General features: G+C 36.5%; 24 protein-coding genes and 1 other annotated feature. Of the genes, 3 read left to right on the forward strand and 21 right to left on the reverse strand.

Features of this window, described 5'->3' with window-relative positions; translation table 11 throughout:
* Positions 1 to 47: 47 nt before the first annotated feature.
* From NSQ40_RS22940 to NSQ40_RS22975, 8 genes are all read right to left on the reverse strand, one after another.
* Complete coding sequence (locus tag NSQ40_RS22940) at positions 48 to 1,220, reverse strand: hypothetical protein (protein ID WP_003200693.1); 1,173 nt, start codon at positions 1,218 to 1,220, stop codon at positions 48 to 50.
* A gap of 169 nt (positions 1,221 to 1,389) precedes the next feature.
* Positions 1,390 to 1,704, reverse strand: coding sequence for a thioredoxin (gene trxA, locus NSQ40_RS22945; RefSeq protein WP_003200692.1), 315 nt, complete (start codon positions 1,702 to 1,704; stop codon positions 1,390 to 1,392).
* A 210-nt stretch (positions 1,705 to 1,914) separates the two neighbouring features.
* A complete protein-coding gene (gene etfA, locus NSQ40_RS22950; protein WP_033796442.1) occupies positions 1,915 to 2,892 on the reverse strand; it encodes an electron transfer flavoprotein subunit alpha in 978 nt (325 codons plus the stop codon).
* Between the two features lie 36 nt (positions 2,893 to 2,928).
* Positions 2,929 to 3,702 (reverse strand): electron transfer flavoprotein subunit beta, encoded by a 774-nt coding sequence (gene etfB / locus NSQ40_RS22955; RefSeq protein ID WP_018764423.1) that lies wholly within the window; start codon positions 3,700 to 3,702, stop codon positions 2,929 to 2,931.
* 79 nt (positions 3,703 to 3,781) lie between these two features.
* Complete coding sequence (locus tag NSQ40_RS22960; protein ID WP_033796443.1) at positions 3,782 to 4,558, reverse strand: enoyl-CoA hydratase; 777 nt, start codon at positions 4,556 to 4,558, stop codon at positions 3,782 to 3,784.
* Between the two features lie 11 nt (positions 4,559 to 4,569).
* Complete coding sequence (locus NSQ40_RS22965; protein WP_018764425.1) at positions 4,570 to 5,157, reverse strand: TetR/AcrR family transcriptional regulator; 588 nt, start codon at positions 5,155 to 5,157, stop codon at positions 4,570 to 4,572.
* Between the two features lie 115 nt (positions 5,158 to 5,272).
* Positions 5,273 to 6,958 carry a long-chain-fatty-acid--CoA ligase gene (locus tag NSQ40_RS22970; RefSeq protein WP_033796444.1) on the reverse strand — a complete coding sequence of 562 codons (1,686 nt, stop codon included), beginning with the start codon at positions 6,956 to 6,958 and terminating at the stop codon, positions 5,273 to 5,275.
* A 245-nt stretch (positions 6,959 to 7,203) separates the two neighbouring features.
* The gene (locus NSQ40_RS22975) at positions 7,204 to 7,506 is read right to left on the reverse strand and encodes an RNA polymerase sigma factor (RefSeq protein WP_018764427.1); all 303 of its coding nucleotides are present in this window, start codon (positions 7,504 to 7,506) and stop codon (positions 7,204 to 7,206) included.
* Positions 7,507 to 7,628: 122 nt separating this feature from the next.
* Here NSQ40_RS22975 and NSQ40_RS22980 point away from each other — a divergent pair, with 122 nt between their 5' ends.
* Entirely contained in the window at positions 7,629 to 8,132 is a 504-nt protein-coding gene (locus NSQ40_RS22980) for a DinB family protein (RefSeq protein WP_003208674.1), read from the forward strand.
* 66 nt (positions 8,133 to 8,198) lie between these two features.
* On the opposite strand, the gene NSQ40_RS22985 is transcribed toward NSQ40_RS22980, so the two are convergent.
* From NSQ40_RS22985 to NSQ40_RS23020, 8 genes are all read right to left on the reverse strand, one after another.
* On the reverse strand, positions 8,199 to 8,891 hold the full coding sequence (locus tag NSQ40_RS22985; RefSeq protein WP_003200921.1) for an ABC transporter permease: 693 nt from the start codon (positions 8,889 to 8,891) through the stop codon (positions 8,199 to 8,201).
* A 54-nt stretch (positions 8,892 to 8,945) separates the two neighbouring features.
* Positions 8,946 to 9,302, reverse strand: a complete 357-nt coding sequence (locus tag NSQ40_RS22990; protein WP_033796445.1) for a hypothetical protein — start codon at positions 9,300 to 9,302, stop codon at positions 8,946 to 8,948.
* A gap of 23 nt (positions 9,303 to 9,325) precedes the next feature.
* A complete protein-coding gene (locus tag NSQ40_RS22995; RefSeq protein ID WP_003200919.1) occupies positions 9,326 to 9,667 on the reverse strand; it encodes a DUF4097 family beta strand repeat-containing protein in 342 nt (113 codons plus the stop codon).
* A gap of 55 nt (positions 9,668 to 9,722) precedes the next feature.
* Entirely contained in the window at positions 9,723 to 10,427 is a 705-nt protein-coding gene (locus NSQ40_RS23000; protein WP_033797318.1) for an ABC transporter permease, read from the reverse strand.
* A gap of 95 nt (positions 10,428 to 10,522) precedes the next feature.
* Positions 10,523 to 11,206 (reverse strand): ABC transporter permease, encoded by a 684-nt coding sequence (locus tag NSQ40_RS23005; protein WP_033796446.1) that lies wholly within the window; start codon positions 11,204 to 11,206, stop codon positions 10,523 to 10,525.
* The gene (locus NSQ40_RS23010; RefSeq protein ID WP_026008453.1) at positions 11,199 to 12,122 is read right to left on the reverse strand and encodes an ABC transporter ATP-binding protein; all 924 of its coding nucleotides are present in this window, start codon (positions 12,120 to 12,122) and stop codon (positions 11,199 to 11,201) included. The genes NSQ40_RS23005 and NSQ40_RS23010 overlap by 8 nt, the downstream gene beginning before the upstream one ends.
* Before the next feature lie 254 nt (positions 12,123 to 12,376).
* Positions 12,377 to 13,312 carry a sensor histidine kinase gene (locus tag NSQ40_RS23015; RefSeq protein WP_003200912.1) on the reverse strand — a complete coding sequence of 312 codons (936 nt, stop codon included), beginning with the start codon at positions 13,310 to 13,312 and terminating at the stop codon, positions 12,377 to 12,379.
* 1 nt (position 13,313) lies between these two features.
* Positions 13,314 to 14,006, reverse strand: coding sequence for a response regulator transcription factor (locus tag NSQ40_RS23020; RefSeq protein ID WP_003200910.1), 693 nt, complete (start codon positions 14,004 to 14,006; stop codon positions 13,314 to 13,316).
* Between the two features lie 169 nt (positions 14,007 to 14,175).
* Between NSQ40_RS23020 and NSQ40_RS23025 the strand changes: the two genes are divergently transcribed.
* Both NSQ40_RS23025 and NSQ40_RS23030 read left to right on the forward strand, forming a co-directional pair.
* Positions 14,176 to 14,349 (forward strand): hypothetical protein, encoded by a 174-nt coding sequence (locus NSQ40_RS23025; RefSeq protein ID WP_003200909.1) that lies wholly within the window; start codon positions 14,176 to 14,178, stop codon positions 14,347 to 14,349.
* A complete protein-coding gene (locus tag NSQ40_RS23030) occupies positions 14,350 to 14,544 on the forward strand; it encodes a YwbE family protein (RefSeq protein ID WP_003200907.1) in 195 nt (64 codons plus the stop codon).
* 93 nt (positions 14,545 to 14,637) lie between these two features.
* Here the strand turns inward: NSQ40_RS23030 and NSQ40_RS23035 are convergent, their stop codons facing one another.
* From NSQ40_RS23035 to NSQ40_RS23055, 5 genes are all read right to left on the reverse strand, one after another.
* Positions 14,638 to 15,837, reverse strand: a complete 1,200-nt coding sequence (locus NSQ40_RS23035; protein ID WP_003200906.1) for a class I SAM-dependent rRNA methyltransferase — start codon at positions 15,835 to 15,837, stop codon at positions 14,638 to 14,640.
* Positions 15,838 to 16,265: 428 nt separating this feature from the next.
* Positions 16,266 to 16,853, reverse strand: a complete 588-nt coding sequence (locus NSQ40_RS23040; protein WP_003200904.1) for a prolyl hydroxylase family protein — start codon at positions 16,851 to 16,853, stop codon at positions 16,266 to 16,268.
* 318 nt (positions 16,854 to 17,171) lie between these two features.
* Positions 17,172 to 18,497: a branched-chain amino acid transport system II carrier protein BrnQ6 gene (gene brnQ6 / locus NSQ40_RS23045; RefSeq protein WP_018781641.1), complete on the reverse strand. Its 1,326-nt coding sequence runs from the start codon at positions 18,495 to 18,497 to the stop codon at positions 17,172 to 17,174.
* A 119-nt stretch (positions 18,498 to 18,616) separates the two neighbouring features.
* Positions 18,617 to 18,868, reverse strand: a binding site (T-box leader).
* Positions 18,869 to 18,964: 96 nt separating this feature from the next.
* Positions 18,965 to 19,654 (reverse strand): 23S rRNA pseudouridine(2604) synthase RluF, encoded by a 690-nt coding sequence (locus NSQ40_RS23050; RefSeq protein ID WP_033796447.1) that lies wholly within the window; start codon positions 19,652 to 19,654, stop codon positions 18,965 to 18,967.
* A 209-nt stretch (positions 19,655 to 19,863) separates the two neighbouring features.
* Positions 19,864 to 22,224, reverse strand: coding sequence for an endonuclease MutS2 (locus tag NSQ40_RS23055; protein WP_341286150.1), 2,361 nt, complete (start codon positions 22,222 to 22,224; stop codon positions 19,864 to 19,866).
* Between the last annotated feature and the right edge of the window lie 12 nt (positions 22,225 to 22,236).

Below are 22,236 nucleotides of genomic sequence, written 5' to 3' on the forward strand. Positions count from 1 at the left end.
ACCTTGTCAAGACAAGGTTTCTTCAAAAAGACATACGTATGAGCAGATTATTTCGCTGCTTCAACAGCTTTATTTAACGCAGCCTCAAGTTGTGGTAACAATTTATCAGCATCTTCCTTTTTCTTCGCTTTTACTGCGTCTAAATAAGATTGAGCTGTTTTTGTTAATTCTACTGTTTCCTGTTCACCAAGTACTGTTTTTAAATCATTTTCGATGATATTAATGAACAATGCGCCTTCTAATGCTGTAATAGCACCTTTGTCTTTTCCAAAGTTTTCTTGGCTTTCTTTATACTCACCTAATGCAACTTTTGCGAATCCACGTACAAATGCTTGATTTACTGCTTTTGCATCGACTGTTTTCACATCCGTTTTTAAATCAAACTGCTTTAAGATAAAGTCCGCATCTTCAGGAGCTGCTTTTTTCATGTACGGATAGATAGCTTGATAAAATGCCCATCCTTCTGCTTGTTCAATTTTCGCTTTTTTCTCATCTTTCTTTGCTTCTTCTACCATTTTTGTAGCATAACCGTTTGGCAGAGCACCTGTTGCAAAATAGAATGTTTTCATTAACGTTTTATCTACAACTTGCTTACCAAGTGCAAATGCAAGTTTGTCACCTTTGTCAATTGCAGCTTTCATTTCATCAAAGCCGCCGTTAATTTGAGAAGCCATTTGTGTACCGTATGCTGTATCACGCTTTCCAACTGTACCTTCTAAACCTTTATAAAAAGCAAGCGCTTCTTCCATTTCTTTCTTCACATCATCTTTTTTGCCCCATTTTTCATCTACTTCTTTGAAATCATGACGCATTGATTGGAAGAATTCTTTTTGCATTAATTTATCAAATAGCTGCTTTACAACCATTGGTTCCATTTCTTTCTTTTTACCTGCTTCTAATGCAGCTGTAATTGTTTGGTCGATTTGTTCGTTAAATTCACCATCACGTTGTTGAACAAGAGCTTGTAGTTTTTCTTTATATAACTTTGTTACTTTATCGAAGTCAACCTCTTTGCCATCTTTCGCTTTTTCAAGTTCAGTTACTCCATCTTTGTAAGCCTGTACAAAGTCTGCTTCTTGTTGTTTTGTTTCTTCTTTTTTAACAGATTGTTCTGCCTTTTTATCTTGTGCTTCAGATTTTTTTGTTTCCTCTTTCGCACAACCTGCAAAAAGAAGAGATGCTACTGCTGCTGCAGATAATACTTTTAACTTTAATGTCATGGATTACTTCCCCCTACGCCCTTAAGTGATAGTGATTTTCATTATTATCAAATTGATTATAAAAGCGTTTACGATAAGTGTCAACAAAGAAATCATGTACGTTGTCATATTATTAGCAGGTAATTTCAACCAATAAAAAAAAGTCCAGCATTTATGCTGGACTTTTGAATTAGAAGTGTTTAGAAACCAATTCTACTAACGCTTCTTTTGGTTTGTATCCTAACGCTTGGTCAACCACTTTACCATCTTTTAATACGAAAAGAGATGGAATGCTCATTACTTCAAAACTGCGAGCAGTTTCTTGGTTTTCATCAACGTCTACTTTTACTACTTTTACTTTTTCGCCTAATTCTGCATCGATTTCCTCTAATACAGGAGCGATCATTTTACAAGGCCCACACCATGGTGCCCAGAAATCTAATAATACAATACCTTCGCTTGTTTCAGCTGCGAAGTTTTGGTCAGTTGCGTTTACAATTGCCATTTTGTTTCCTCCTTCAAGTATATTCTACCAAAAGTATATCATTAAGTTATATACGTGGCGAATATTATGTATCGTTATGTATTGTAACAAAAAAATGTACCTTTATACTATACAAAAAATCTATGGTATATGCTAAAAAACGAGAGGCAGGGGACCTCTCGTTTTTCTATATATAGGGGTATTTCACTTGGAACTCAAGGGTCACTCAAATTAAGAATGTACTTTTAACTTTTTAAACTCTTCTGTTAATAAAGGAACCACTTCAAATAAGTCGCCAACAATACCATAATCAGCTACTTTGAAAATACTTGCTTCTGGATCTTTATTAATTGCAACGATTACTTTTGAGTTAGACATACCAGCTAAATGCTGAATTGCGCCAGAAATACCGCATGCAATATATAAGTCTGGCGTAACAACTTTACCTGTTTGTCCAATTTGTAATGAGTAATCGCAATACTCTGCGTCACAAGCACCACGTGATGCACCAACAGCACCACCTAATACATCTGCTAATTCCTTTAACGGTTTAAAACCGTCTTCACTTTTCACTCCTCGTCCACCAGCAATAATAACTTTCGCTTCTGAAAGATCTACACCTTCTGCTGTTTTACGCACAACATCTTGAATGATTGTACGTAAATCTTTTACATCAACTGTAATAGAAGATATATCACCTGTACGCGCTTCATCTTTTTCAAGTGGCGTAATGTTATTTGGACGAACTGTCGCAAATAGAATACCATCTGTTACAACCTTCTTCTCAAACGCTTTACCAGAATAAATTGGGCGTGTGAAGACAACATTTCCACCTGCAACTTCTAATGCAGTTACATCAGAAACAAGGCCAGCTTCAAGCTTAGCAGCTAACTTTGGTGATAAATCTTTACCGAGTGCTGTATGTCCAAAGACAATACCTTCTGGCTTCTCTTCACCATACACAGCTAAAAATGCTTGTGCATAACCATCGGATGTATATGATTTTAATTTATCATTTTCAACTGTCACAACGCGATCTGCACCGTAATGAATCAATTCATTTGCAAAAGATGCAACGCTCTCTCCAACTAGAAGGCCAACCACTTCACCGCCTTCTGCGATTGTTTTCGCTGCTGCTACTGCTTCAAAAGAAACGTTACGTAGTGATCCGTCACGAACTTCACCCATTACTAATACTTTACGAGCCATAGATTTTCCCTCCTGCATATATAATTTCGTATTTTATTAGATTACTTTCGCTTCTGTATGGAGCAACGATACAAGTTCTTTTACTTGATCTTGCAGCTCGCCTTGTAACACTTTTCCTGCATCTTTCTTAGGAGGTAAATAGATTTCGATTGTTTTTGTTTTTGCTTCCACATCATCTTCCTCTAAATCTAAATCATCTAATTCTAGTTCTTCAAGCGGTTTTTTCTTCGCTTTCATAATACCTGGAAGCGATGGATAACGCGGTTCATTTAAACCTTGTTGCGCTGTTGCTAAAAGTGGTAGTGATGTTTCAATCACTTCAGTATCACCTTCGACATCGCGCTCAATTTTCACGCTTGTGCCATTAATTTCAAGCTTCGTAATTGTTGTTACATATGGAATATTTAGCGCTTCCGCTACGCGTGGTCCAACTTGTCCAGACGCACCATCAATCGCTACGTTTCCACCTAAAATTAAATCTACTTCTTTATCTTTTAAATATTCAGCAAGCACTTTCGCTGTTGTAAATTGGTCACCATTCTCAACATCATCTTCAATATTGATTAATACCGCTTTATCACAGCCCATCGCTAGCGCAGTGCGAAGTTCTTTTTCACTATCTTCTCCGCCAACTGTTACAACCGTAATTTCACCGCCTTGTGCGTCTCTTACTTGAATTGCTTCTTCAATCGCATATTCATCGTAAGGGTTGATGATGAATTCCGCTTCGCCATCATAAATTGCACCGTTTTTAATTACGATTTTTTCTTCTGTATCAAATGTTCGTTTCATGAGTACGTAGATGTTCATTCCATTTACCCCCTTGTTTTTCAGAAAGATTCTATCAATTTTAATATTCTGGTAATTTATATTAAAAAAATAATTTGAACTACCTACCACTAAATGAAGGTTTGCGTTTTTCTAAAAATGCCGCTACACCTTCTCTTCCATCTTCACCCGTAAACACTTCACCAAATATTTGTGCCTCACGCTGTACACCTTCATAATAATGAGATGATTTTGTTGTTTGTAATAGCTCTAACACAGCACGAGTTGTCGCTGGGCTTTTGCCAGCAATTTGTTTTGCGATTTTGAGAGTCTCTTCTAAAAGTGTTTCTTCTGAGAACACGCCGTTAACAAGTCCCCATTCTAATGCCTGTGCACCTGTAATTGGTGTACTTGTTAGCATCATTTCACAAGCCTTCGCTTTACCAACATAGCGTGGCAAACGCTGTGTACCTGCAAAGCCAGGAATAAGTCCAAGCGTTAGCTCTGGTAAACCAAGCTTTGCACTTTCAGTTGCAAAGCGCATGTGGCAAGACATAGCGAATTCAAGGCCACCGCCAAGTGCCGCTCCATGAATTGCCGCAATGATTGGTTTTGAGCACTTTTCGACACGCTCAAACGTAACTTGTCCAAGCTGTGCTAACTCTGTTGCTTGTTTCGCTTCCTCAACAGAAGTAAACTCTTTAATATCTGCTCCTGCTGAAAAGAAGCGACCTTCACCATGAAGAACAACAACGCGGATATTTTCATCCTTTTCGACTTGATCAATTAGCTCAGTAACGTCATGCATAACTTGTGAAGACATCGCATTAGCTGGCGGATGATTTAACGTTGCCACCGCAATATGGTCTTCTACTGTTACAGATAGGAATTTCAACATGATCCCTCCCATTATTGACGATAACCACAAGCTGAAATAAGCAGCCCATGTACCGTTTTTGAAAGTGCGACCAAATCATATTTATGATCGCTCATTACCCAATTGGTCACAACTTCATCTACTGTTCCGAAGATCATTTGTCTTGCTACGCGAACATTTAAATCCGCTTGGAATTCTCCTTGTCTTATACCTGTTTCCAAAATCTCATCGATAACTTGTAAGTATCCTTTTAATACTTCATTTATTTTGAGGCGTAACTCTTGGTTGGATTGACGAAGCTCTAGTTGCGTGACAATAGCAAGAGGATCATTTTGTGACAACAGCAAGAAGTGCGTTTCTACCAACATAAATAACTTCGCTACAGCGCTTTCAATTCCTGCTGTTTTTTGGCGAATTTTTTCTATAAATTCTCCCATCTTCTCTTGGAATAAGGATATTAATATATCTTCTTTATTTTTAAAATATAAATAAATAGTTCCATCAGCAACACCAGCTTGCTTTGCAATTTTAGAAACTTGCGCTTGATGGTATCCATTTTCTGCAATTACAATAACCGCAGCATCAATAATTTGGTTATATTTTGGTCGATTTTTTTTCACTTTACTGTCCCCTTCAAGAAGATGACTGAATGAGTGGTCATTCATATTTCATATAATACTGACTATTTAAAAAAATGTCAATCCTATATCCTATATTTTCAAAAAGAAAGGGCCTTTAGCCCGTCTTCTCATCCTCTTTCTTCTTCTGTTCTTCATCTATAAGGACACGGCGTAAAATCTTCCCTACTGTTGTTTTTGGTAACTCGCTCCGAAACTCATATACTTTTGGGACTTTATAAGCAGCCAAATATTTACGAGCAAATTGATCTAACTCTTCTTCAGAACAAACTTCTCCTTCTTTTAGCACAACAAAAGCTTTCACAGTCTCCCCGCGATACGGATCTGGAACACCAATCGTAACCACTTCCTGCACTTTTTCATGCTCATATAATACTTCTTCCACTTCGCGCGGATAAACATTGAATCCGCTGGCAACAATCATGTCTTTCTTGCGATCTTTCACATAGAAAAAACCATCCTCATCCATATACCCAATATCACCTGTGTGTAACCACCCGTCCTGTAATACCGCTGCTGTTTCCTCAGGCTTATTCCAGTATCCTTTCATCACTTGTGGGCCCTTCACTACAATTTCACCAATCTCACCGGGTGGCAAATATTCTCCTGTTTCAAGTGACATAATGCGTGCATCTGTATCTGGCCACGGAACACCAATACTTCCCGGCACACGTTTTTCCCATAAAAAATTGCCGTGTGTAACTGGAGATGATTCTGTGAGTCCATATCCTTCTACCAGCTTACCGCCTGTAATCTTTTCAAATTTCTCTTGTACCTCTACTGGAAGTGGGGCAGAGCCACTAATACAAGCCCGAATCGAAGAAATATCATATTCCCGAAGTAGAGGACTATTTAAAAGGGCAATATAAATTGTTGGAGCTCCTGGAAATAGTGTAACTTTATGTTTTTTAATCGCTTCAAACACCATTTTCATATCAAACTTCGGAATCAATACCATTTTATACCCTTGCATAATAGCCAAATTCATTACAGCAGTCATTCCATACACATGAAAAAATGGAAGAACACCGAGAATGACTTCCTCTCCCTCTGTACAGTTATATAGCCAATGCACACCCATTAGTGTATTCGATACAAGGTTTTTGTGTGTTAACATAACTCCTTTCGGAAAACCTGTCGTACCTCCAGTATATTGTAAGAGTGCTAAATCATTTTCAGGATCACACGGCACTTCTACCATTTCATCACTTTCTTTTTCTACCGATTTCCAAACATGAATCGTATCACTTTCCGTTACTGTTACAACCAGGTTGCTTTGCTTCTTTTGTACAACTGGATAGAGTAGATTTTTTGGAAATGGCAAAAAGTCAGCAATGCGGGTTACAATAACGTGCTCCACCTTTGTAGCAGATTGAACATTGGTGACTTTCGGAAAAACTAGGTCAACACAAAGAATAACTTTCGCCCCGGAATCATGGAGCTGATATTCTAACTCCCTCTCTGTATAAAGGGGATTTGTTTGTACCACTATACCACCTACAAGTAACGTACCATAATATCCAATCACAGCTTGCGGACAATTTGGTAACATAATCGCAACTCGATCACCTTTTTTCACACCAAGCCTTTTAAGGTAATTTGCAAATTGTCTCACCTTACGATCTAACACTGCAAATGTAATATCTTTCCCTAAAAAATGAAGCGCTTTCTTTTCTGGGTACCGAGAAGACATCTGCTGTAAATATACATGGAGCGGCTGCATATCATTAGAAATTGTATGCGGAATTTCCTTTGGATAGTTTTGTAACCAAGGTTTCTCCATTCCCATTCCTCCTTCCTGTTCTTACACAAATAAAATGAATGTCCATTCATGATGGTTATTTTCATTATATTATAGCCATAATCGTGTTACAATCATAATATTCTGACTCTTACACAACTATTCATTTATAACCTCATATATGTACTAGCCCTCCTACAAGATCTTTTGCATCTATTCTAATTGTATAGAAGGAGCCAAGATGTACATTCTAATATTTATTACATACAACTTTTTTCTCTTTCGGCTTATATCTTTTGTCTTGATTTTATAGTTCCTTCTTTTTCATTTAAAATCTCCGCAATTTCCTTTGTTTTGAATTTATTCACATAGTAGAGTACAATCACGAGTCGATACTCTAAACTTAAATGACTAAGCATATTTTCAAATTCTAGCTTTTGTTCCATATTTTCTTTTACTGCGTGTCCACTACCCACTTCTCCGTAATCTTCCACATATAAAACTTTATTTTTCCGTACCATATCGTTACACTTATTAATTAATATTTTCGTAATCCACGTTTTAAAATATGCTGGTTCTTTTACACTCAATACTTTAAATTCCCCCGTTTTGGATGCTTTCATCTTATGTTAACAATATAACTAATTCGTGAAAGGAAAAACCTCCTCCTTTCACGAATTTACCATATGAATGTAACCATAGGAGGGATAGCATGTATCAAACAATTGAAGGCTTTCTAAAAACGTGGAAATACGAGGCTGATTCTACGCAAAAGGTATTGGATGCATTAACAGATGAATCATTGACTCAAGAGATTGCACCTGGTCATTGGACTTTAGGTAGAGTTGCTTGGCATATCGTCACCGCGATTCCAGTAATGCTGTCAGGGACAGGTTTACAGTTTGAGGGGGAAACAAAAGATTATCCTGTTCCAACTTCTGCAAAGACGATTGCAGAAAATTACCGTAAAGTAAACACAGCTTTTGTTGAAGCAATTCAAACGCAGTGGACCGATAAAGATTTAACAACAATCAATGATTTTTTTGGACGCCCAATGCCGAATTCTATATTTTTAATGACTCTCATTAACCATCAAAACCATCACCGCGGTCAAATGACTGTTTTAATGCGCCAAGCTGGATTAAAGGTTCCAGGTATTTATGGGCCCACTAAGGAAGAATGGACTGCTGCGGGGATGGATGCTCCGAAAATGTAATGACATAAAAAAGACAAGGTGATTCAGCACCTTGTCTTTTTTATGTAACTTGTTTCATGTGAAACGTTATAGCATATCCTCTTTCTCAATATTTCTGATTCCATAATAAGCAATCATAATGCCAATAGCCGCAAGCGCTAATTGAAGTGGCAGAAAAGTTGCTAATGAAAACTCTGGCTGGCTTTGACATGCAATCATCACAACAATTAAGGAAGAAACAATCGTTGTTGGAACAGAATATTTACGCATACCAAAATATAATGGGATTATACCTGCTCCTGCAGCTGCAACGGCAAAAGGAACCACTTTTATACCTTCTTGAATCAACTCATCTATCGTTATTGTATTCGGAATAACTAAAATATAGCTATTTACTGTAAAGAAGACACCTACTATAAAAATGTTAGATAATAAGATTGTTATGAATGTTAGTATTGCGGTAATTAATAACTTACTTGCAATGATTTTTTTTCGATTAATCGGATACGAAAACATGAGCAATATTGTTTTATTTTTATATTCTTCAATTACTAATTTCGCAATTAATACTCCTGCAAAGACAATAAACGTCCCTCTTACCATTGCACTCGCCATTAAAAGAATACCTTGAGGGTTTCCTAATTCTACATCCCCTTCAATTTGTGACACATAGCTTACAAAAAACAACATCGCAACCATCACTATATTTGCGATAATCGCACCTTTTATATACCAGCCGAGCTTACTTTTCTTTATTTCTAGCTTTATTAGTTGCAGCATGTTATTTCCCTCCCTAGTTCATATGTTTTATTAAATAAATCCTCCTGCTCAATTTTATTGTTTATTCACTGGTAATACTTTACGATAACTTCTAGATAGAAAATTCAAATAAATACGGAGATACTTCCAACTAAAATAGGCGATACTTCCCACGATTCCACCTATGATCAGAGCCAAAACCATGCTCCACTCCTGAGGTATTGATAAACCAGGTCCAATATCCATTTTTATCCACACAACTCCAAAAGAACGAATAATACCTGCAATAAATATAAGTACAGTGCAAAAACCGAAACCGTACGCGATCGTTGCCAAAACTGGAACAACAATAGCACTTAATAGTCCCGTCGTACAGTAAAAAACCAGTATAGCAAATACGTCACTGACGGAACGAGTTGATTTTTTCTGCATGGTATATTCACCTCTTCTAATTATTATTTGATATATATAGTGCCTTTCTTTCCAAAACTGAACCCTCCCGCAAAACCTTCCTTTCGCTCTTTCTGATTCACTACAATTTTCTTTCCATCCTTTTTCATTGTTACAGGATCATTCTTCTTATCTTCCTGTTTTCCCTCAGCTGCGATTGTTACTTTGCTTGATTCCGCACTTTTGAACGCAACATCCCAATTTTCGTTATTTATTTCTATTTCTTCTACACTACCTACTGCAAAAGAATTTTCTTTTTCAAAACTCTTTGTCCCTACTTCCTTGAGACTAAAAACTACTCCTGCAACTACAATTATTAAAATAGAAGCTAATATCGTTTTCTTCATGTTTTATTCCCCAGTTCATTTTAAGCCCACATCTCATTCAAGATTGTATTTTTATTTAAGCCACATCTATTTTATCCACTTTATGATAAGAAAGGTAGCCAATTGCAAGACCTAATAGACAGAGCACAATCGGTACTATAATGAAGTCAAACAAACTAAGCTGTCCTCCCCCATTAGAAACAGTGGAGTTAATCAATAATCCTATTAATATAGACGAGGTAATCGTTGTAGGAGTTGATTTTTTTCTCATGCCAAAATATAAAGGAATGAGACTTACTCCAGCCATCATAAATGCGCTAATAAAAGTAGCTGGAACTGTAGCAATGATTTCACCTACACTAACAGGTGTTTCAAAGAATCCTATTATTGGATTTAAGAAGAAAATTAACATATTGATGATAAAAGTAGCAATGATTATGCTGCAAAAACAAAATCCAAAAACAATTGCTAACTTCGCTTGCATGAGTTTTTTTCGTTGTAACGGATAGGTAAACAATAATTGCATCGTTTTACTTTTGTATTCATCAATTACTAAACGTGATAAAATGACAGCTGAAAAAATCATAAATGTTGTTCTAATAAAAATATTTGTTAAAGACATAAATCCTGCATAATCTAGAAACATTTGCTCACTCTCAGCTCTAGAACCCCATGCCATAAGACCGACAGCAACGAAAATTGCTACAATGCAAATTGCTACTCCTTTAAAATAACGAGATAAGCGATGTTTTTTCCATTCTAGTTTCATAAGTTTAAGTATGTTGTTCTCCTCCATTCATTAGATTTTAAAAATATGTTTCTAATGGGTTATACTTTTTCGTTTCTATCTTCTATTTCCTATTCTTTAAACTCGCCCTATTTAAACAAATCTACCTGTTCAATCTTTCTTATTGCCATATAGGCAATCAACAAACCAATACAAGCTAATATAATGGGAATAGCAACAAAATCGAACAATGTACCTTCAATTCCCCTACCTGAATTTAACATAGCTACAATCACTATCGCTGATACAAACGTTGTACGCACAGAATATTTTCTCATTCCAAAGTATATTGGGATTAAACTAATTCCCGTTGCTGCTAATGCATTCATGAATAGTTTTAATACATTTTGGATTAAAATTGATACGGTTAATGATCCCGTAATGACTGGATGATACAAATTGAATATATAAACAACGCCAAAAATGACAAGATCTGAAATCATAATAAAGCAAAGAGTAAAACAAATGATAATAAACATTTTTGCAAACATCATCTTTTTACGATTGATTGGATACATAAACATCACTGTCATCGTCTTTTCTTGAAACTCTTGAATAGTAAATCTCGCAATTAGACTTGCTCCGAAAATCATAAACACTCCTCGTGAAAACGTGTCAATTATTGCAAACGTTTGATTATATCCATTTACTCCTGCTTCATCCCATAATATCAACGGAATACATATAGAAAGAATACAAATTGCGATGAGTGCGCCTCTAATAACCGGCCACAACTTAAATTTCATAAGCTCAAGTCTCATTAAATTAAGCATGGATCCCCTCTCCATTCACGAGATTCAAGAAATATTCTTCTAATGAACTATGCTTTTTGTTTATACTTTCAATTTCTACGTCATTCATGATGAGCGCTTTAGAAATCGCTTGTTGCGTCTCTGTCATTTCGTACACGCGAATGATATTCTCACTCAGAATTTTGTAATTTGTTATACGTAGTTTGTTTTCTAAAACATACGCTGCTCGTTTTACATCTTGAACGTGAATTTCAATATACTCCGTTTGCTTACCATTAATACTGTTCATTGAAACTTCTTTTATCAATTTCCCATTTTGAATAACTCCTATTGTATCTGCCATTTGCTCCATTTCACCTAAAATATGACTAGATACTAATAAAGTAATTCCATATTCTTTACAAAGCATTTTAAATAGATCACGCAATTCTCTAATCCCAATTGGATCTAAACCATTAATTGGTTCATCTAAAATTAATAGCTCTGGCTTTGTCAGAATCGCTCTGGCAATTCCTAACCTTTGTTTCATCCCTAATGAAAAATCTTTTACCTTTTTATTCTCCACGTTGTGTAAATTGACAAGGTCTAATGCATGCTGGATCCCCTTCTTGTCGTAGTAACCCATATATTCGCAATGAAGATATAAATTTTCCTTAGCTGTTAACTTGTCATAAAAAATAGGGTATTCAATAATTGTTCCCATACGTTTTAACACATCATAAGATGTATCTGTTAATTTCTCACCGAAAATTTCAATATCCCCACTCGTTGGTTTTATTAAATTTGTAATCATCTTCATAATCGTTGTTTTACCAGCACCGTTTGGCCCTAAAAAACCGTAGATCTCCCCTTTTTTCACATGCATATTAACCCCAGAAATTACTTCTTTCCCCTCAAATACTTTTGTTAACTGATTTGTTTTTAATACATAGGACATATCATTTTCCCCTTTCGCTTCCACTTCATACTTCCCCCGCATTAACGGGCAGTAAGATTCCCCTAACTCGAAGGAAGATAAAACTGCCCGTAAATGCCCGATTGGTTCAACTAACCATCAGTGGGGGATAAAGCCTCCCCACTGATGGAAGTTTCACTTTATATCATAGACAATGAAAATCTCTTTTTTCTTACCCATTCCTTACAAATTCCTTACGTTCAAAAAAAAGCTTGTAGAATACTCTTTTCTACAAGCTAAAACTCTATTTTTTTCAGTACAATTGTAAATACCGTTTTCTTATATGGCGTACTAGAAAGATGAATTTCTCCTCCTAACGCTTCCACAAGTCGTTTTGTAATCGTAAGCCCAAGACCGCTGCCTTGATACAATCGGTTCCTTGAATCTTCTAACGTATACATGCGTTCAAATACTTTATCAATATGCGATTCATCAATTCCTTTACCACGGTCCCACACATCAACATACACGCACCTATCATCATCTCTTAATGTAATACCAAGTGTTTTCCCATCATATCCATACGCAATTGCATTGGATATTAAATTATTCAACACCCTACCTAATACTTCTGTATTTCCAAGTGCATATACATTTTTCTCCGGTATATCAATATGCACCTCAAATCCTTTGGTCGTTACTAAATCATAAAACGTTAAAATCTTTTCTCGGCATACTTCATTCATATTCACCTTTGTCATTTCGACTGCTTTATCTCCAGATTCTAATTTCGCCAAATCAAAAAATTTATGAATAAGTTCCATTACTTCCAAAGTTTTCAAATGTACCTTTTCTAGCAATACTTGTCGTTCTTCTTTACTTATCGTTTTATCCGCATTTAACATTTCTGTATACCCAAGAATAACAGTGAGCGGTGTTTTTAAGTCATGTGAAATGTTAGAAAGCATCTTTCTCATCGAAATTTCAACCTTCGCATGATCAGCATTCGTTTTTTGTTTCGCATCTAATAAATGATTAATTGCTACTAATAATTTTTGCAGTTCTTTATCATCCGTCACAACTAATAATTTCTCACCTGTTTGCTGCTTTACAATATCCTGTAACTTTTCATATGTATAGCGTACATTTGCACTTTTACTTTTCTGTATTCTATATTGAAAATAAATAACACCTAATAATATGAAGATAACGATCGTTAAAAGAGAGATCATACTACATCACTTCCAACTTATAGCCAATGCCCCATAATGTTTTAATATATTCTGGATTAGAAGGATCATCTTCAATCTTTTCACGCAACCGTCTCATGTGAACATTAATCACGTTATCATCACCATAATATTCTTCATTCCAAATCAGGTTATAGATTTGTGCTTTTGTAAATACACGATTTTGATTCTTCACAAATAGTTTTAAAATCTCAAATTCTTTCAAAGTCAGTTTTAGCTGTTTTTCTTTTTTTTGCACAGTGAAATTAATCAGATCAATTTTTAAATCACCAATCTCAATCGTTTCTTCTTTCTGCTCCGTGGCTGAATACTTTGTAGATCTTCGAATGCTTGCCTTTACCCGAGCTGCCAGTTCAATCATAGAAAATGGTTTACAGATGTAGTCATCTGCTCCAAGTCCTAAACCGACCGCCTTATCCACATCCGTATCTTTTGCGGACATCATTAAAATCGGCACAGCACTTTTTTCGCGAATGATTCTCACAACTTCTAATCCGTCTAGCTTTGGCATCATGATATCGAGAATGATTAAATCAAATGAGCCTTTTAGAAATGTGAGAACTCCTTCTTCTCCATCAGATGCAATTGTTATTTGAAAGCCCTCTTTAGTTAAATATTTCTCGACCATTTCTTGAATAGAGCTATCATCTTCCACTAACAAAATATGATGTGACATGCTTCTCCCCCCTTTTTTACAAACATTAACAATTTAATTGTAACTGAAGTCAATAAAGGTGAAAAGAATTATATGAAAATTCAATCCGACTTCATTTCTTTTCATAACAATGTTATGATGGAATTCACAACTATTGTTTACAATTAACCTAATATAAAGGAGTTTTACCATGTCAGAAAATAAAAAAGTAAGCTTAGCTGATTTAATGCGCGAACAACTTGCAAAGAAAAAGCAAGGAAATGGAAACGGAGCAAATGCTGCAAATCAAAGTCAAGCAACGAAAAAACTACAAAACCAACAAACGAAGAAAACGAATAACCAACGTAGACGTACAGGTGTGTAAATGAACGGGCAAAAACGAGCTAACATTTCACCAGGTCTTGAAGTTGATATTGTCTTAAAAAAAGACCAACGTACTGGTACACTCACTAGAGGGACTGTAAAAGATATTTTGACAAACTCACCGTCTCATCCGCACGGCATTAAAGTGCGCTTACAAGACGGGCAAGTTGGCAGAGTGCAGCATATTGTTCAATAGGAAAAGGAGCTCATTTTGAAATTGAGCTCCTTTTCTTATATCGTTTTTTATCTGTAAATCGATATCCTTTGTCAAAATGTTGATATATTTTAATTATCCTTTAATTTTTTCAATAAAAACAACCTTTAAATAGTCGCCTTCTTTAAATTGGTCAATCGTACGGAAATCTTCTGGCAAAGAATATTCTTCTAATATTTTATATTTGCCATTCATTTCTTTGAACGCTGTATCAATAAAGCCTTTAAATTTTTTCATATCAAATGTACTGCAGTTTGTAGAAGCAACGATAATACCGTTGTTTTCTGTAATGGCGATTGTTTCTTTTAATAGGTTTTTATAGTCTTTTGCTGCACTAAATGTATATTTTTTAGACCGTGCAAAGCTTGGTGGATCTAATACAACCATGTCAAACTTCATCTGTTTCTTCGCTGCGTATTTAAAGTAATGGAAAACGTCTTCTACAATAATATCTTGTGCTTCATAGTCAATGCCGTTCACGCTAAATTGTTCAATTGTTTTACTTAAACTACGATTCGCAAGATCAACACTTGTTGTTTTTGTCGCTCCGCCAAGCGCTGCGAATACAGAAAAAGCACCTGTATAAGAGAACATATTTAACACTGTTTTACCTTTCGCGTATGTGTCACGAATTTGTTTTCGAACGTTACGCTGATCTAAGAATACGCCAACCATCGCACCATCATTTAAATACACGGCAAAGTTTACACCGTTCTCTTTCACGATGATTGGGAACTCGCCGCGCTCTCCAGCAACAAAATCATCGTCTTCCATATACTTTCCTTTTGTATCAAAACGCTTCTTCTGGTAGATTCCTTTAAAGTTTGCTACTTTTTGAAGAGCCCCAACGATTTCATCTTTAAAAGAATAAATCCCTTCACTATACCAGCTAATTACATAATAGCCATCGTAATAATCGATGATTAAACCACCAAGGCCATCACCTTCACCATTTACAGCGCGGAATGCAGTCGTGTCATTCGATTTATAAAAACCTTTTCTCTTATGTAACGCTGATTTGATTTTTCTTTCAAAGAAAGCTTGGTCAATGTGCTCCTGCTCTTTTCTTGTTAAAATCCAGCCATATCCTTTATTTTGCTTTCCGTAATATCCTTTACCAAGAAATTGGTTCTTCTCATCAACAATTTTGATGATTGCCCCCTCTTCACGTATATCATTTAAGTTTTGAATTGCATCTTTTAAAATAAGTGGGTAGCCACTTTTAATCTCTTTTATAAATTTCGGTTTTATCTTTACATTTACTTCTGATCGCATGTAATGTCTTCCTTTCCATTTGAATGCTTTCTATTTAGTAGGAAGCATTTAAAAAACGAGACTGAAAAAACAGCCTCGTTTCACTATACCATATTATTGCTTTGCGAGTACAACCAGCTCGTTGCCTAGAACGACTGTTATATATTTATCCCGCTATTTGCGGGCAGTAAGACTCCCATCTCAAAATTCGGCAAAAGCAAAGAAGTTAGGTGGGAGATCAACTGCCCGTAAAAGCCCGATTGGTGAGGGCCAATAATCAGTGGAGGATGAAGAAAATCCCCACTGATTAAAGTTTCACTTTATACGATGTAAAAGATGAGACTCTTATCTAAAGATCAGTCTTAGAGCACTGTCCAACGGAAAAACCCTGTACATAAACAAGAATAAACAAAAACTTTCATTTCTCTCAAAAACCAAATAATGGATTTTTAATATTGTGGTTTTTCACGAAACCATAATGTAACAATCCATTTTTCTCCTTCATGTACCGCACAACCTTCATGCAATGAAAGGGGATGTGGTTCATTTGTCCCTCTTTTACAATTTTCAAAAACTAATAATTTCCCTTCGCTTGGAGTAACTGTAAGATTCAGAGAGGGAAAAAAAGTTTCTCCACCTGCATTAACTGTATTCAAATAAAGAATAGCTGTATAAAGTCGTTGTCCCCCTTGTTCAACTCGGTTCCTCCCGTCTTCGTGCCAGGTACCATAACAATCAATATGAGCATCAAATTTCCCCCCAACTTCATATCTCGCTGCTTGTAATGGCTCAGCGTGATTAAGCGGCAAGGGCATAGCAGTAGCAATAAGTTCAGATACTTGACTAACAAGTCCATGTGAATAGTGTGGAAGCCAAGTAAAATCTGATTTCCGTTCCCCTGTATGTCCATAGGCTTGTGCGGGTTGGATGTGCTTTTTAGATAGTTCGATTAACTCTTGGCATTCTGCTGGTGTAATTATTTGTTCATACTGGGCTACAAAAGGCTCATCATGGAGAACAATTGGCTTTTTATTCATAAGGTATATTCCTCCTCAAACTTTATTGAACGACGATATTATATTATGTGGGTGAAACTGAATAGGTGTTACAAACAAGGATTAATAAAATGACAGTCTTTTTTAGCTTGAAAACTCCTTCATCAATGAACAATAGATTTAGATAAAGTGAAACTTTAATCAGTGGGGATTTTCTTCATCCTCCACTGATTATTGGCCCTCACCAATCGGGCTTTTACAGGCAGTAATGCGGGGTACATTTCCCAACATCTCACTTTCTATATATGTAAGCTTTTCTACAAAAAAAAGAGACTTTCTTTCAAAGAAAGCCTCTTTACCTTATTTCCCTACAACAACTTCTCGCTTCTGAAAAGCCGAAACAACATACCCAACAAACATACCGATCATTCCTGGAATTAACCATCCAATCCCTACACTATAAAACGGAACTTTTTCTAAAATCGGCGCTAATGCTGCAATTTGAATGTGTGCATTATTTAATCCATCGAAAAAGCTAATAACAAATGCTCCTATAATACCACCCACATACATTGCCAACGGGATACGAAGGTAATTTTCAATTAGCGATAATATGATTAATACGATTCCAATTGGATAGATTGCTATTAAGATTGGTAATGCTAATGCATTTAATTGTGTTAAACCTAGGTTTGCTACCATAAATGCTAACACGCAGAAGATAAAAACAACTTTTTGATAAGACAGCTTTGGTAGTAGTGCTGAGAAAAAATCTCCACAAGCTGCGACAATCCCAACAGAAGTTGTTAAACATGCAGCCGCAATTGCTACCCCAAGTAGTAGTGTGCCGTAATTTCCAAATAAATGATGAACAACGTTTGTTAAAATAACACCGCCGTTTTCTCCCATTCCAAGCGATACACTAGAAGCCCCAAGGTAAGCGAGTGCTAAGTAAACGATAAGTAAGCCAAGTGCTGCAATAATTCCTGCAAAGATTGTTACTTTCGCAATACTTTTCTTATTTGTAATCCCTTTTCCTTTTAAAGCATTGATAACCACATTTCCGAAAACAAGTGCTGCTAATCCGTCTAATGTTAAATATCCATCAATAAATCCTTTAAACAGTGGATCTTTGTATGTTTCTGTCGGTGCACCGAACTCTCCAATTGGTGTAATAAGTGCTTTAATAACAATAATTGCAATGACAGCTAATAAAATTGGTGTTAATACTTTTCCGATGCGCCCTACTAATTTTGAAGGGTTTAATGCTAAATAGAAAGTAACTGCAAAGAAAATGAATGTAAAGATAACAAGTGGATATGCTTGGCTCGCTACTGAACTTGATAAAAATGGAGCGACTCCCATTTCATAAGCAACCGTTCCTGTACGCGGAACGCTGACAAATACACCTAAACATAAATAAATCGCAACTGTAAAAACAAGTGCAAATAACGGATGCACGCGACCTGCTAATTCATTGATATCTCCTTTTAAAGCAATGACAATAACCCCTAGTAAAGGAAGTCCTACCCCTGTAATGATAAAACCAAACAACGCAATCCATACATCTGTTCCAGCACCTTGTCCTAACGCTGGTGGGAAAATCATATTACCTGCGCCGAAGAATAGCGCAAATAACATTAAACTTATTGCAAACATCTCAGATAACTTTAAAGATGATTTCATTTTCATTTACCTCCTAAAAATCAATAAATAGACAAAATATTCAGAAATAAAAACTCGTTACGTTTCCTCTTTCAATCCTACTTCCCCTATAAAAGAACGCAAAAAACACCCGTCCCTAACAAAGGGACGAGTGTTGAAATCGTGGTTCCACCCTTATTCTAATAAAATGAATGTATAACGAAATAAACTCATTTTATAGCTCGTGTAAATTGATAACGGTTTTATCCGTCAAGAATTACAATGCATCATGCCGTTCACTCTTGAAGTTTAGAGGTGGTAAGTGTATCTTTTCGTATTAGGAAGCTCACAGCCTAAGGCTCCCCTCTCTGAGAATCGTAAAAAATAACTCGTGTCCTCATCATTACTTTTATAAAATATATTGTCGAATATTGTTGTTTTTTATTATATGGGCTATTTTTAAAAAAATCAATAGTTTTATTTTTTTAAAAATAAACACAGAAAAACAACTATAACTGCTTCAATAATTCCTGTAACTCTTGCACTGTGACATTCCGCCACTCTCCAGCCTCTAATCCATCAAGCTTAATATTCATAATTCGTACGCGCTTCAGTTTTGTTACTGTATATCCAAAAGCACGGCTCATTCGACGAATTTGTCTGTTCATTCCTTGCGTTAAAATAATTCGAAATGTAGAACTATTTACTCGTGTCACTTTACACTGCTTCGTTATTCCATCTTTAATCTTCACGCCACGGGACATTCCGTCAATAAACCAATCTGTAAATGGCTTATCGACCGTTACAATATATTCTTTTTCATGCTCATGATCTCCGTGTAAAATTTGATTGGCAATCCTTCCATCATTCGTTAACAAAATCAATCCTTCCGACGCTTTATCTAAGCGGCCAACTGGAAAGATTCTTTCGGGATGATTGATATACTCGATGATATTCCCGTCAATATGATCCGCAGCTGTACAAGTAATGCCAACTGGTTTATGGAAGGCAATGTAGATTTTTTCTTTGTCCTCTTTTTCAATCGTTTTGCCATCAATCGTTACAATATCATTCTCCGTAACAATCGTACCGTGCGTACACACTTCACCGTTAATTGCCACGAGGTCCGCTTTAATAAGGCGGTCTGTTTCTCGCCTTGAGCAGGATAATGCTTCGCTTATAAATTGGTTAATTTTCATGTCATATTCCTTTTTTCTTATAGATTATCCGAAAAGAAAAAGCGTCAATCTCAGGCGGTATACTGATGCCGAGATTGACGCTCCCTTACTTCGCAAAAACCACTAAATAAATAACCCCAATCACCAAAAATATTCCGCAACAAGCTAACAATACTTTTGCAAGTTTGTCCATAAACATATAATGGTTTCCCCTTTTGCTTGGTTTTGTGTTATTTTAATTCGACAACTGTTACGCCTAGGCCTCCCTCGCCCATGTCACCGTAACGGTAGTTTTTCACGCCGCGATGTTTTTTCAAGTAGTCTTGTACCCCTTGGCGAAGTGCTCCTGTTCCTTTTCCGTGAATGATGGATACACGCGGATAGTTTGCAAGCTGTGCATCATCTAAATATTTTTCAACGCGCATCATCGCATTTTCAAAACGCTCGCCACGAAGGTCAAGCTCTAAGGAAACGTGATAGTCTCTTCCCTTAACAGTCGCCACTGCTTTCTTCTCAACCGGTTGTGGCGTATTAATGTACTCCATATCGGATTCTTTCACTTTCATCTTCAGAATACCAATTTGGACGTTCCACTCATTATCGCTTACTTTTTTCAGCAGCTGTCCTTTTTGACCGAATGTTAATACTTTCACTTCGTCGCCTGCTCGCAATTGTTGTTTTGGCGCTGTGTTTTTCACTTTTACTCTTTGTTTTTTCACAAGCTCTGGCGCTGCCCCTTCTAGACGACTTTTCGCTTCAATGAGCTCATGATCTTTCACGCTTGCAAGCTGCGCTTTACGCAGTTGACGAAGTTCATGAATGATACCTTCTGCTTCTTTTTTCGCAGCTTCTACTTTTTCTTCGCCCTCTTTTTGCGCTTTTAATAATCTTTCATCACGCTCATCGTTAAATTCAATGATTTGACGCTGTAATTCACGATGAAGTTTTTCAGATTGTTTACGATGCTCTTCTGCTTCGTTCCATTCGCGCTCTGCATTTTTTTGACTTTCTTCTAGCTTCGCAATCATATTTTCGATTTTATTCGTATCTGTACCAATATGATTACGAGCACGGTCAATCACGTGATCAGATAATCCAAGGCGTTTGGAAATTTCAAAAGCGTTACTGCGTCCTGGTACACCGATTAATAATTTATACGTTGGGCTTAATGTATTTACATCAAACTCAACACTTGCGTTAATAACTTGTTCACGATTGTAACCATATGCTTTTAGCTCTGGATAATGCGTTGTTGCGACAACGCGCGCTCCGCGGTTATATACTTCATCTAAGATTGAAATGGCAAGCGCAGCCCCTTCTTGTGGGTCTGTTCCGGCACCTAATTCATCGAATAATACTAAGCTTTCAAAGTCAGCTTTTTCTAAAATATCTACAATGTTCACCATATGTGAGGAGAACGTACTTAAGCTTTGTTCAATCGATTGTTCATCACCGATATCAGCAAAAATGTTTTTAAACACACAAATCTCAGATTCGTCTAATACTGGAATATGAAGGCCAGATTGCGCCATTAATACACAGATACCGACTGTTTTTAATGTAACTGTCTTACCACCTGTATTCGGACCTGTAATAACGATTGTTGTGAAGTCTTTACCAAGCATAATATCGTTTGGCACAATGATTTCCGGGTCGATAAGCGGATGACGTGCTTGTCTTAAATTCATATAGCGTTCATTATTTACAATTGGTTTTGTAGCTTTGATTCGCTTTGCATAAAATGCTTTCGCAAAAATGAAATCAAGATTCGCAATAACCTCTACGTTTGCTAATACAGTATCTGCTTCTAGTGCTACTTCTTCTGTTAACATCATTAAGATGCGCTCTACTTCTTGTTTTTCTTTCACGCGTGCTTCTTGCAATGCGTTATTTAGTTCCACAATGACTTGTGGCTCAATAAATAACGTTTGTCCAGACGCCGATTGGTCATGAACAATACCACCATATACACCGCGGTATTCTTGCTTCACAGGAATTACATAGCGATCATTACGAATTGTTACGATTGCATCTGATAGCATCTTCTGTGCATTAGAAGATCGCGTCATATTTTCAAGTTTCTCACGAATGCGGCTTTCCGCAGTACGGATTTGGTTACGAATACCGCGCAGTTTATCACTGGCACTATCAACTACTTCGCCACCATCACCAATGCAGTTTGTAATTTTCTTTTCTAAATCATATAGAGACACAATTTGCGCCACATAGGTTTCTAAGATTGGAAGCTCTACGCCATTATCAACCATATCTTCAATAAATCGCTTCATTTGGCGGCTACCATACATCGTACTTGCAATATCAAGAAGTTCATGTGGACTTAACATACTTCCAATTTTCGCACGTTTTACATTTGGACGAATATCAAAAATCCCACCGAGCGGCACATGTCCTTTTAAGCGAATGACTTTTGCTGCTTCATCCGTTGTCTCTTGCATTTCTACAATTTCTTCAAAATCTGTACTTGGCACAAGGCTCTTCACTTTATCACGACCAAGTGAAGAAGCAACATGCTCAAGTAATTGTTCTTTTACTTTGTTATATTCTAATACACGCAACGTTCGTTCTAACATAAGTTGCCTGTC

It is taken from the genome of Bacillus sp. FSL K6-6038 (assembly GCF_038050455.1).
Lineage (GTDB): Bacteria > Bacillota > Bacilli > Bacillales > Bacillaceae_G > Bacillus_A > Bacillus_A pseudomycoides.

What these genes read in the sequence shown, in the direction of transcription:
- NSQ40_RS22970 (WP_033796444.1), bottom strand. Translation starts at nt 6,958, where the DNA reads ATGGAGAAACCTTGGTTACAAAACTATCCAAAGGAAATTCCGCATACA.
- NSQ40_RS22980 (WP_003208674.1), top strand. Translation starts at nt 7,629, where the DNA reads ATGTATCAAACAATTGAAGGCTTTCTAAAAACGTGGAAATACGAGGCT.
- NSQ40_RS23040 (WP_003200904.1), bottom strand. Translation starts at nt 16,853, where the DNA reads ATGAATAAAAAGCCAATTGTTCTCCATGATGAGCCTTTTGTAGCCCAG.
- etfA (WP_033796442.1), bottom strand. Translation starts at nt 2,892, where the DNA reads ATGGCTCGTAAAGTATTAGTAATGGGTGAAGTTCGTGACGGATCACTA.
- NSQ40_RS23020 (WP_003200910.1), bottom strand. Translation starts at nt 14,006, where the DNA reads ATGTCACATCATATTTTGTTAGTGGAAGATGATAGCTCTATTCAAGAA.
- NSQ40_RS23005 (WP_033796446.1), bottom strand. Translation starts at nt 11,206, where the DNA reads ATGCTTAATTTAATGAGACTTGAGCTTATGAAATTTAAGTTGTGGCCG.
- NSQ40_RS22985 (WP_003200921.1), bottom strand. Translation starts at nt 8,891, where the DNA reads ATGCTGCAACTAATAAAGCTAGAAATAAAGAAAAGTAAGCTCGGCTGG.
- NSQ40_RS23035 (WP_003200906.1), bottom strand. Translation starts at nt 15,837, where the DNA reads ATGCGATCAGAAGTAAATGTAAAGATAAAACCGAAATTTATAAAAGAG.
- NSQ40_RS23055 (WP_341286150.1), bottom strand. Translation starts at nt 22,224, where the DNA reads ATGTTAGAACGAACGTTGCGTGTATTAGAATATAACAAAGTAAAAGAA.
- etfB (WP_018764423.1), bottom strand. Translation starts at nt 3,702, where the DNA reads ATGAACATCTACGTACTCATGAAACGAACATTTGATACAGAAGAAAAA.
- NSQ40_RS23025 (WP_003200909.1), top strand. Translation starts at nt 14,176, where the DNA reads ATGTCAGAAAATAAAAAAGTAAGCTTAGCTGATTTAATGCGCGAACAA.
- NSQ40_RS22940 (WP_003200693.1), bottom strand. Translation starts at nt 1,220, where the DNA reads ATGACATTAAAGTTAAAAGTATTATCTGCAGCAGCAGTAGCATCTCTT.
- NSQ40_RS23050 (WP_033796447.1), bottom strand. Translation starts at nt 19,654, where the DNA reads ATGAAAATTAACCAATTTATAAGCGAAGCATTATCCTGCTCAAGGCGA.
- brnQ6 (WP_018781641.1), bottom strand. Translation starts at nt 18,497, where the DNA reads ATGAAATCATCTTTAAAGTTATCTGAGATGTTTGCAATAAGTTTAATG.
- trxA (WP_003200692.1), bottom strand. Translation starts at nt 1,704, where the DNA reads ATGGCAATTGTAAACGCAACTGACCAAAACTTCGCAGCTGAAACAAGC.
- NSQ40_RS22960 (WP_033796443.1), bottom strand. Translation starts at nt 4,558, where the DNA reads ATGTTGAAATTCCTATCTGTAACAGTAGAAGACCATATTGCGGTGGCA.
- NSQ40_RS23015 (WP_003200912.1), bottom strand. Translation starts at nt 13,312, where the DNA reads ATGATCTCTCTTTTAACGATCGTTATCTTCATATTATTAGGTGTTATT.
- NSQ40_RS23030 (WP_003200907.1), top strand. Translation starts at nt 14,350, where the DNA reads ATGAACGGGCAAAAACGAGCTAACATTTCACCAGGTCTTGAAGTTGAT.
- NSQ40_RS22995 (WP_003200919.1), bottom strand. Translation starts at nt 9,667, where the DNA reads ATGAAGAAAACGATATTAGCTTCTATTTTAATAATTGTAGTTGCAGGA.
- NSQ40_RS22990 (WP_033796445.1), bottom strand. Translation starts at nt 9,302, where the DNA reads ATGCAGAAAAAATCAACTCGTTCCGTCAGTGACGTATTTGCTATACTG.
- NSQ40_RS23010 (WP_026008453.1), bottom strand. Translation starts at nt 12,122, where the DNA reads ATGTCCTATGTATTAAAAACAAATCAGTTAACAAAAGTATTTGAGGGG.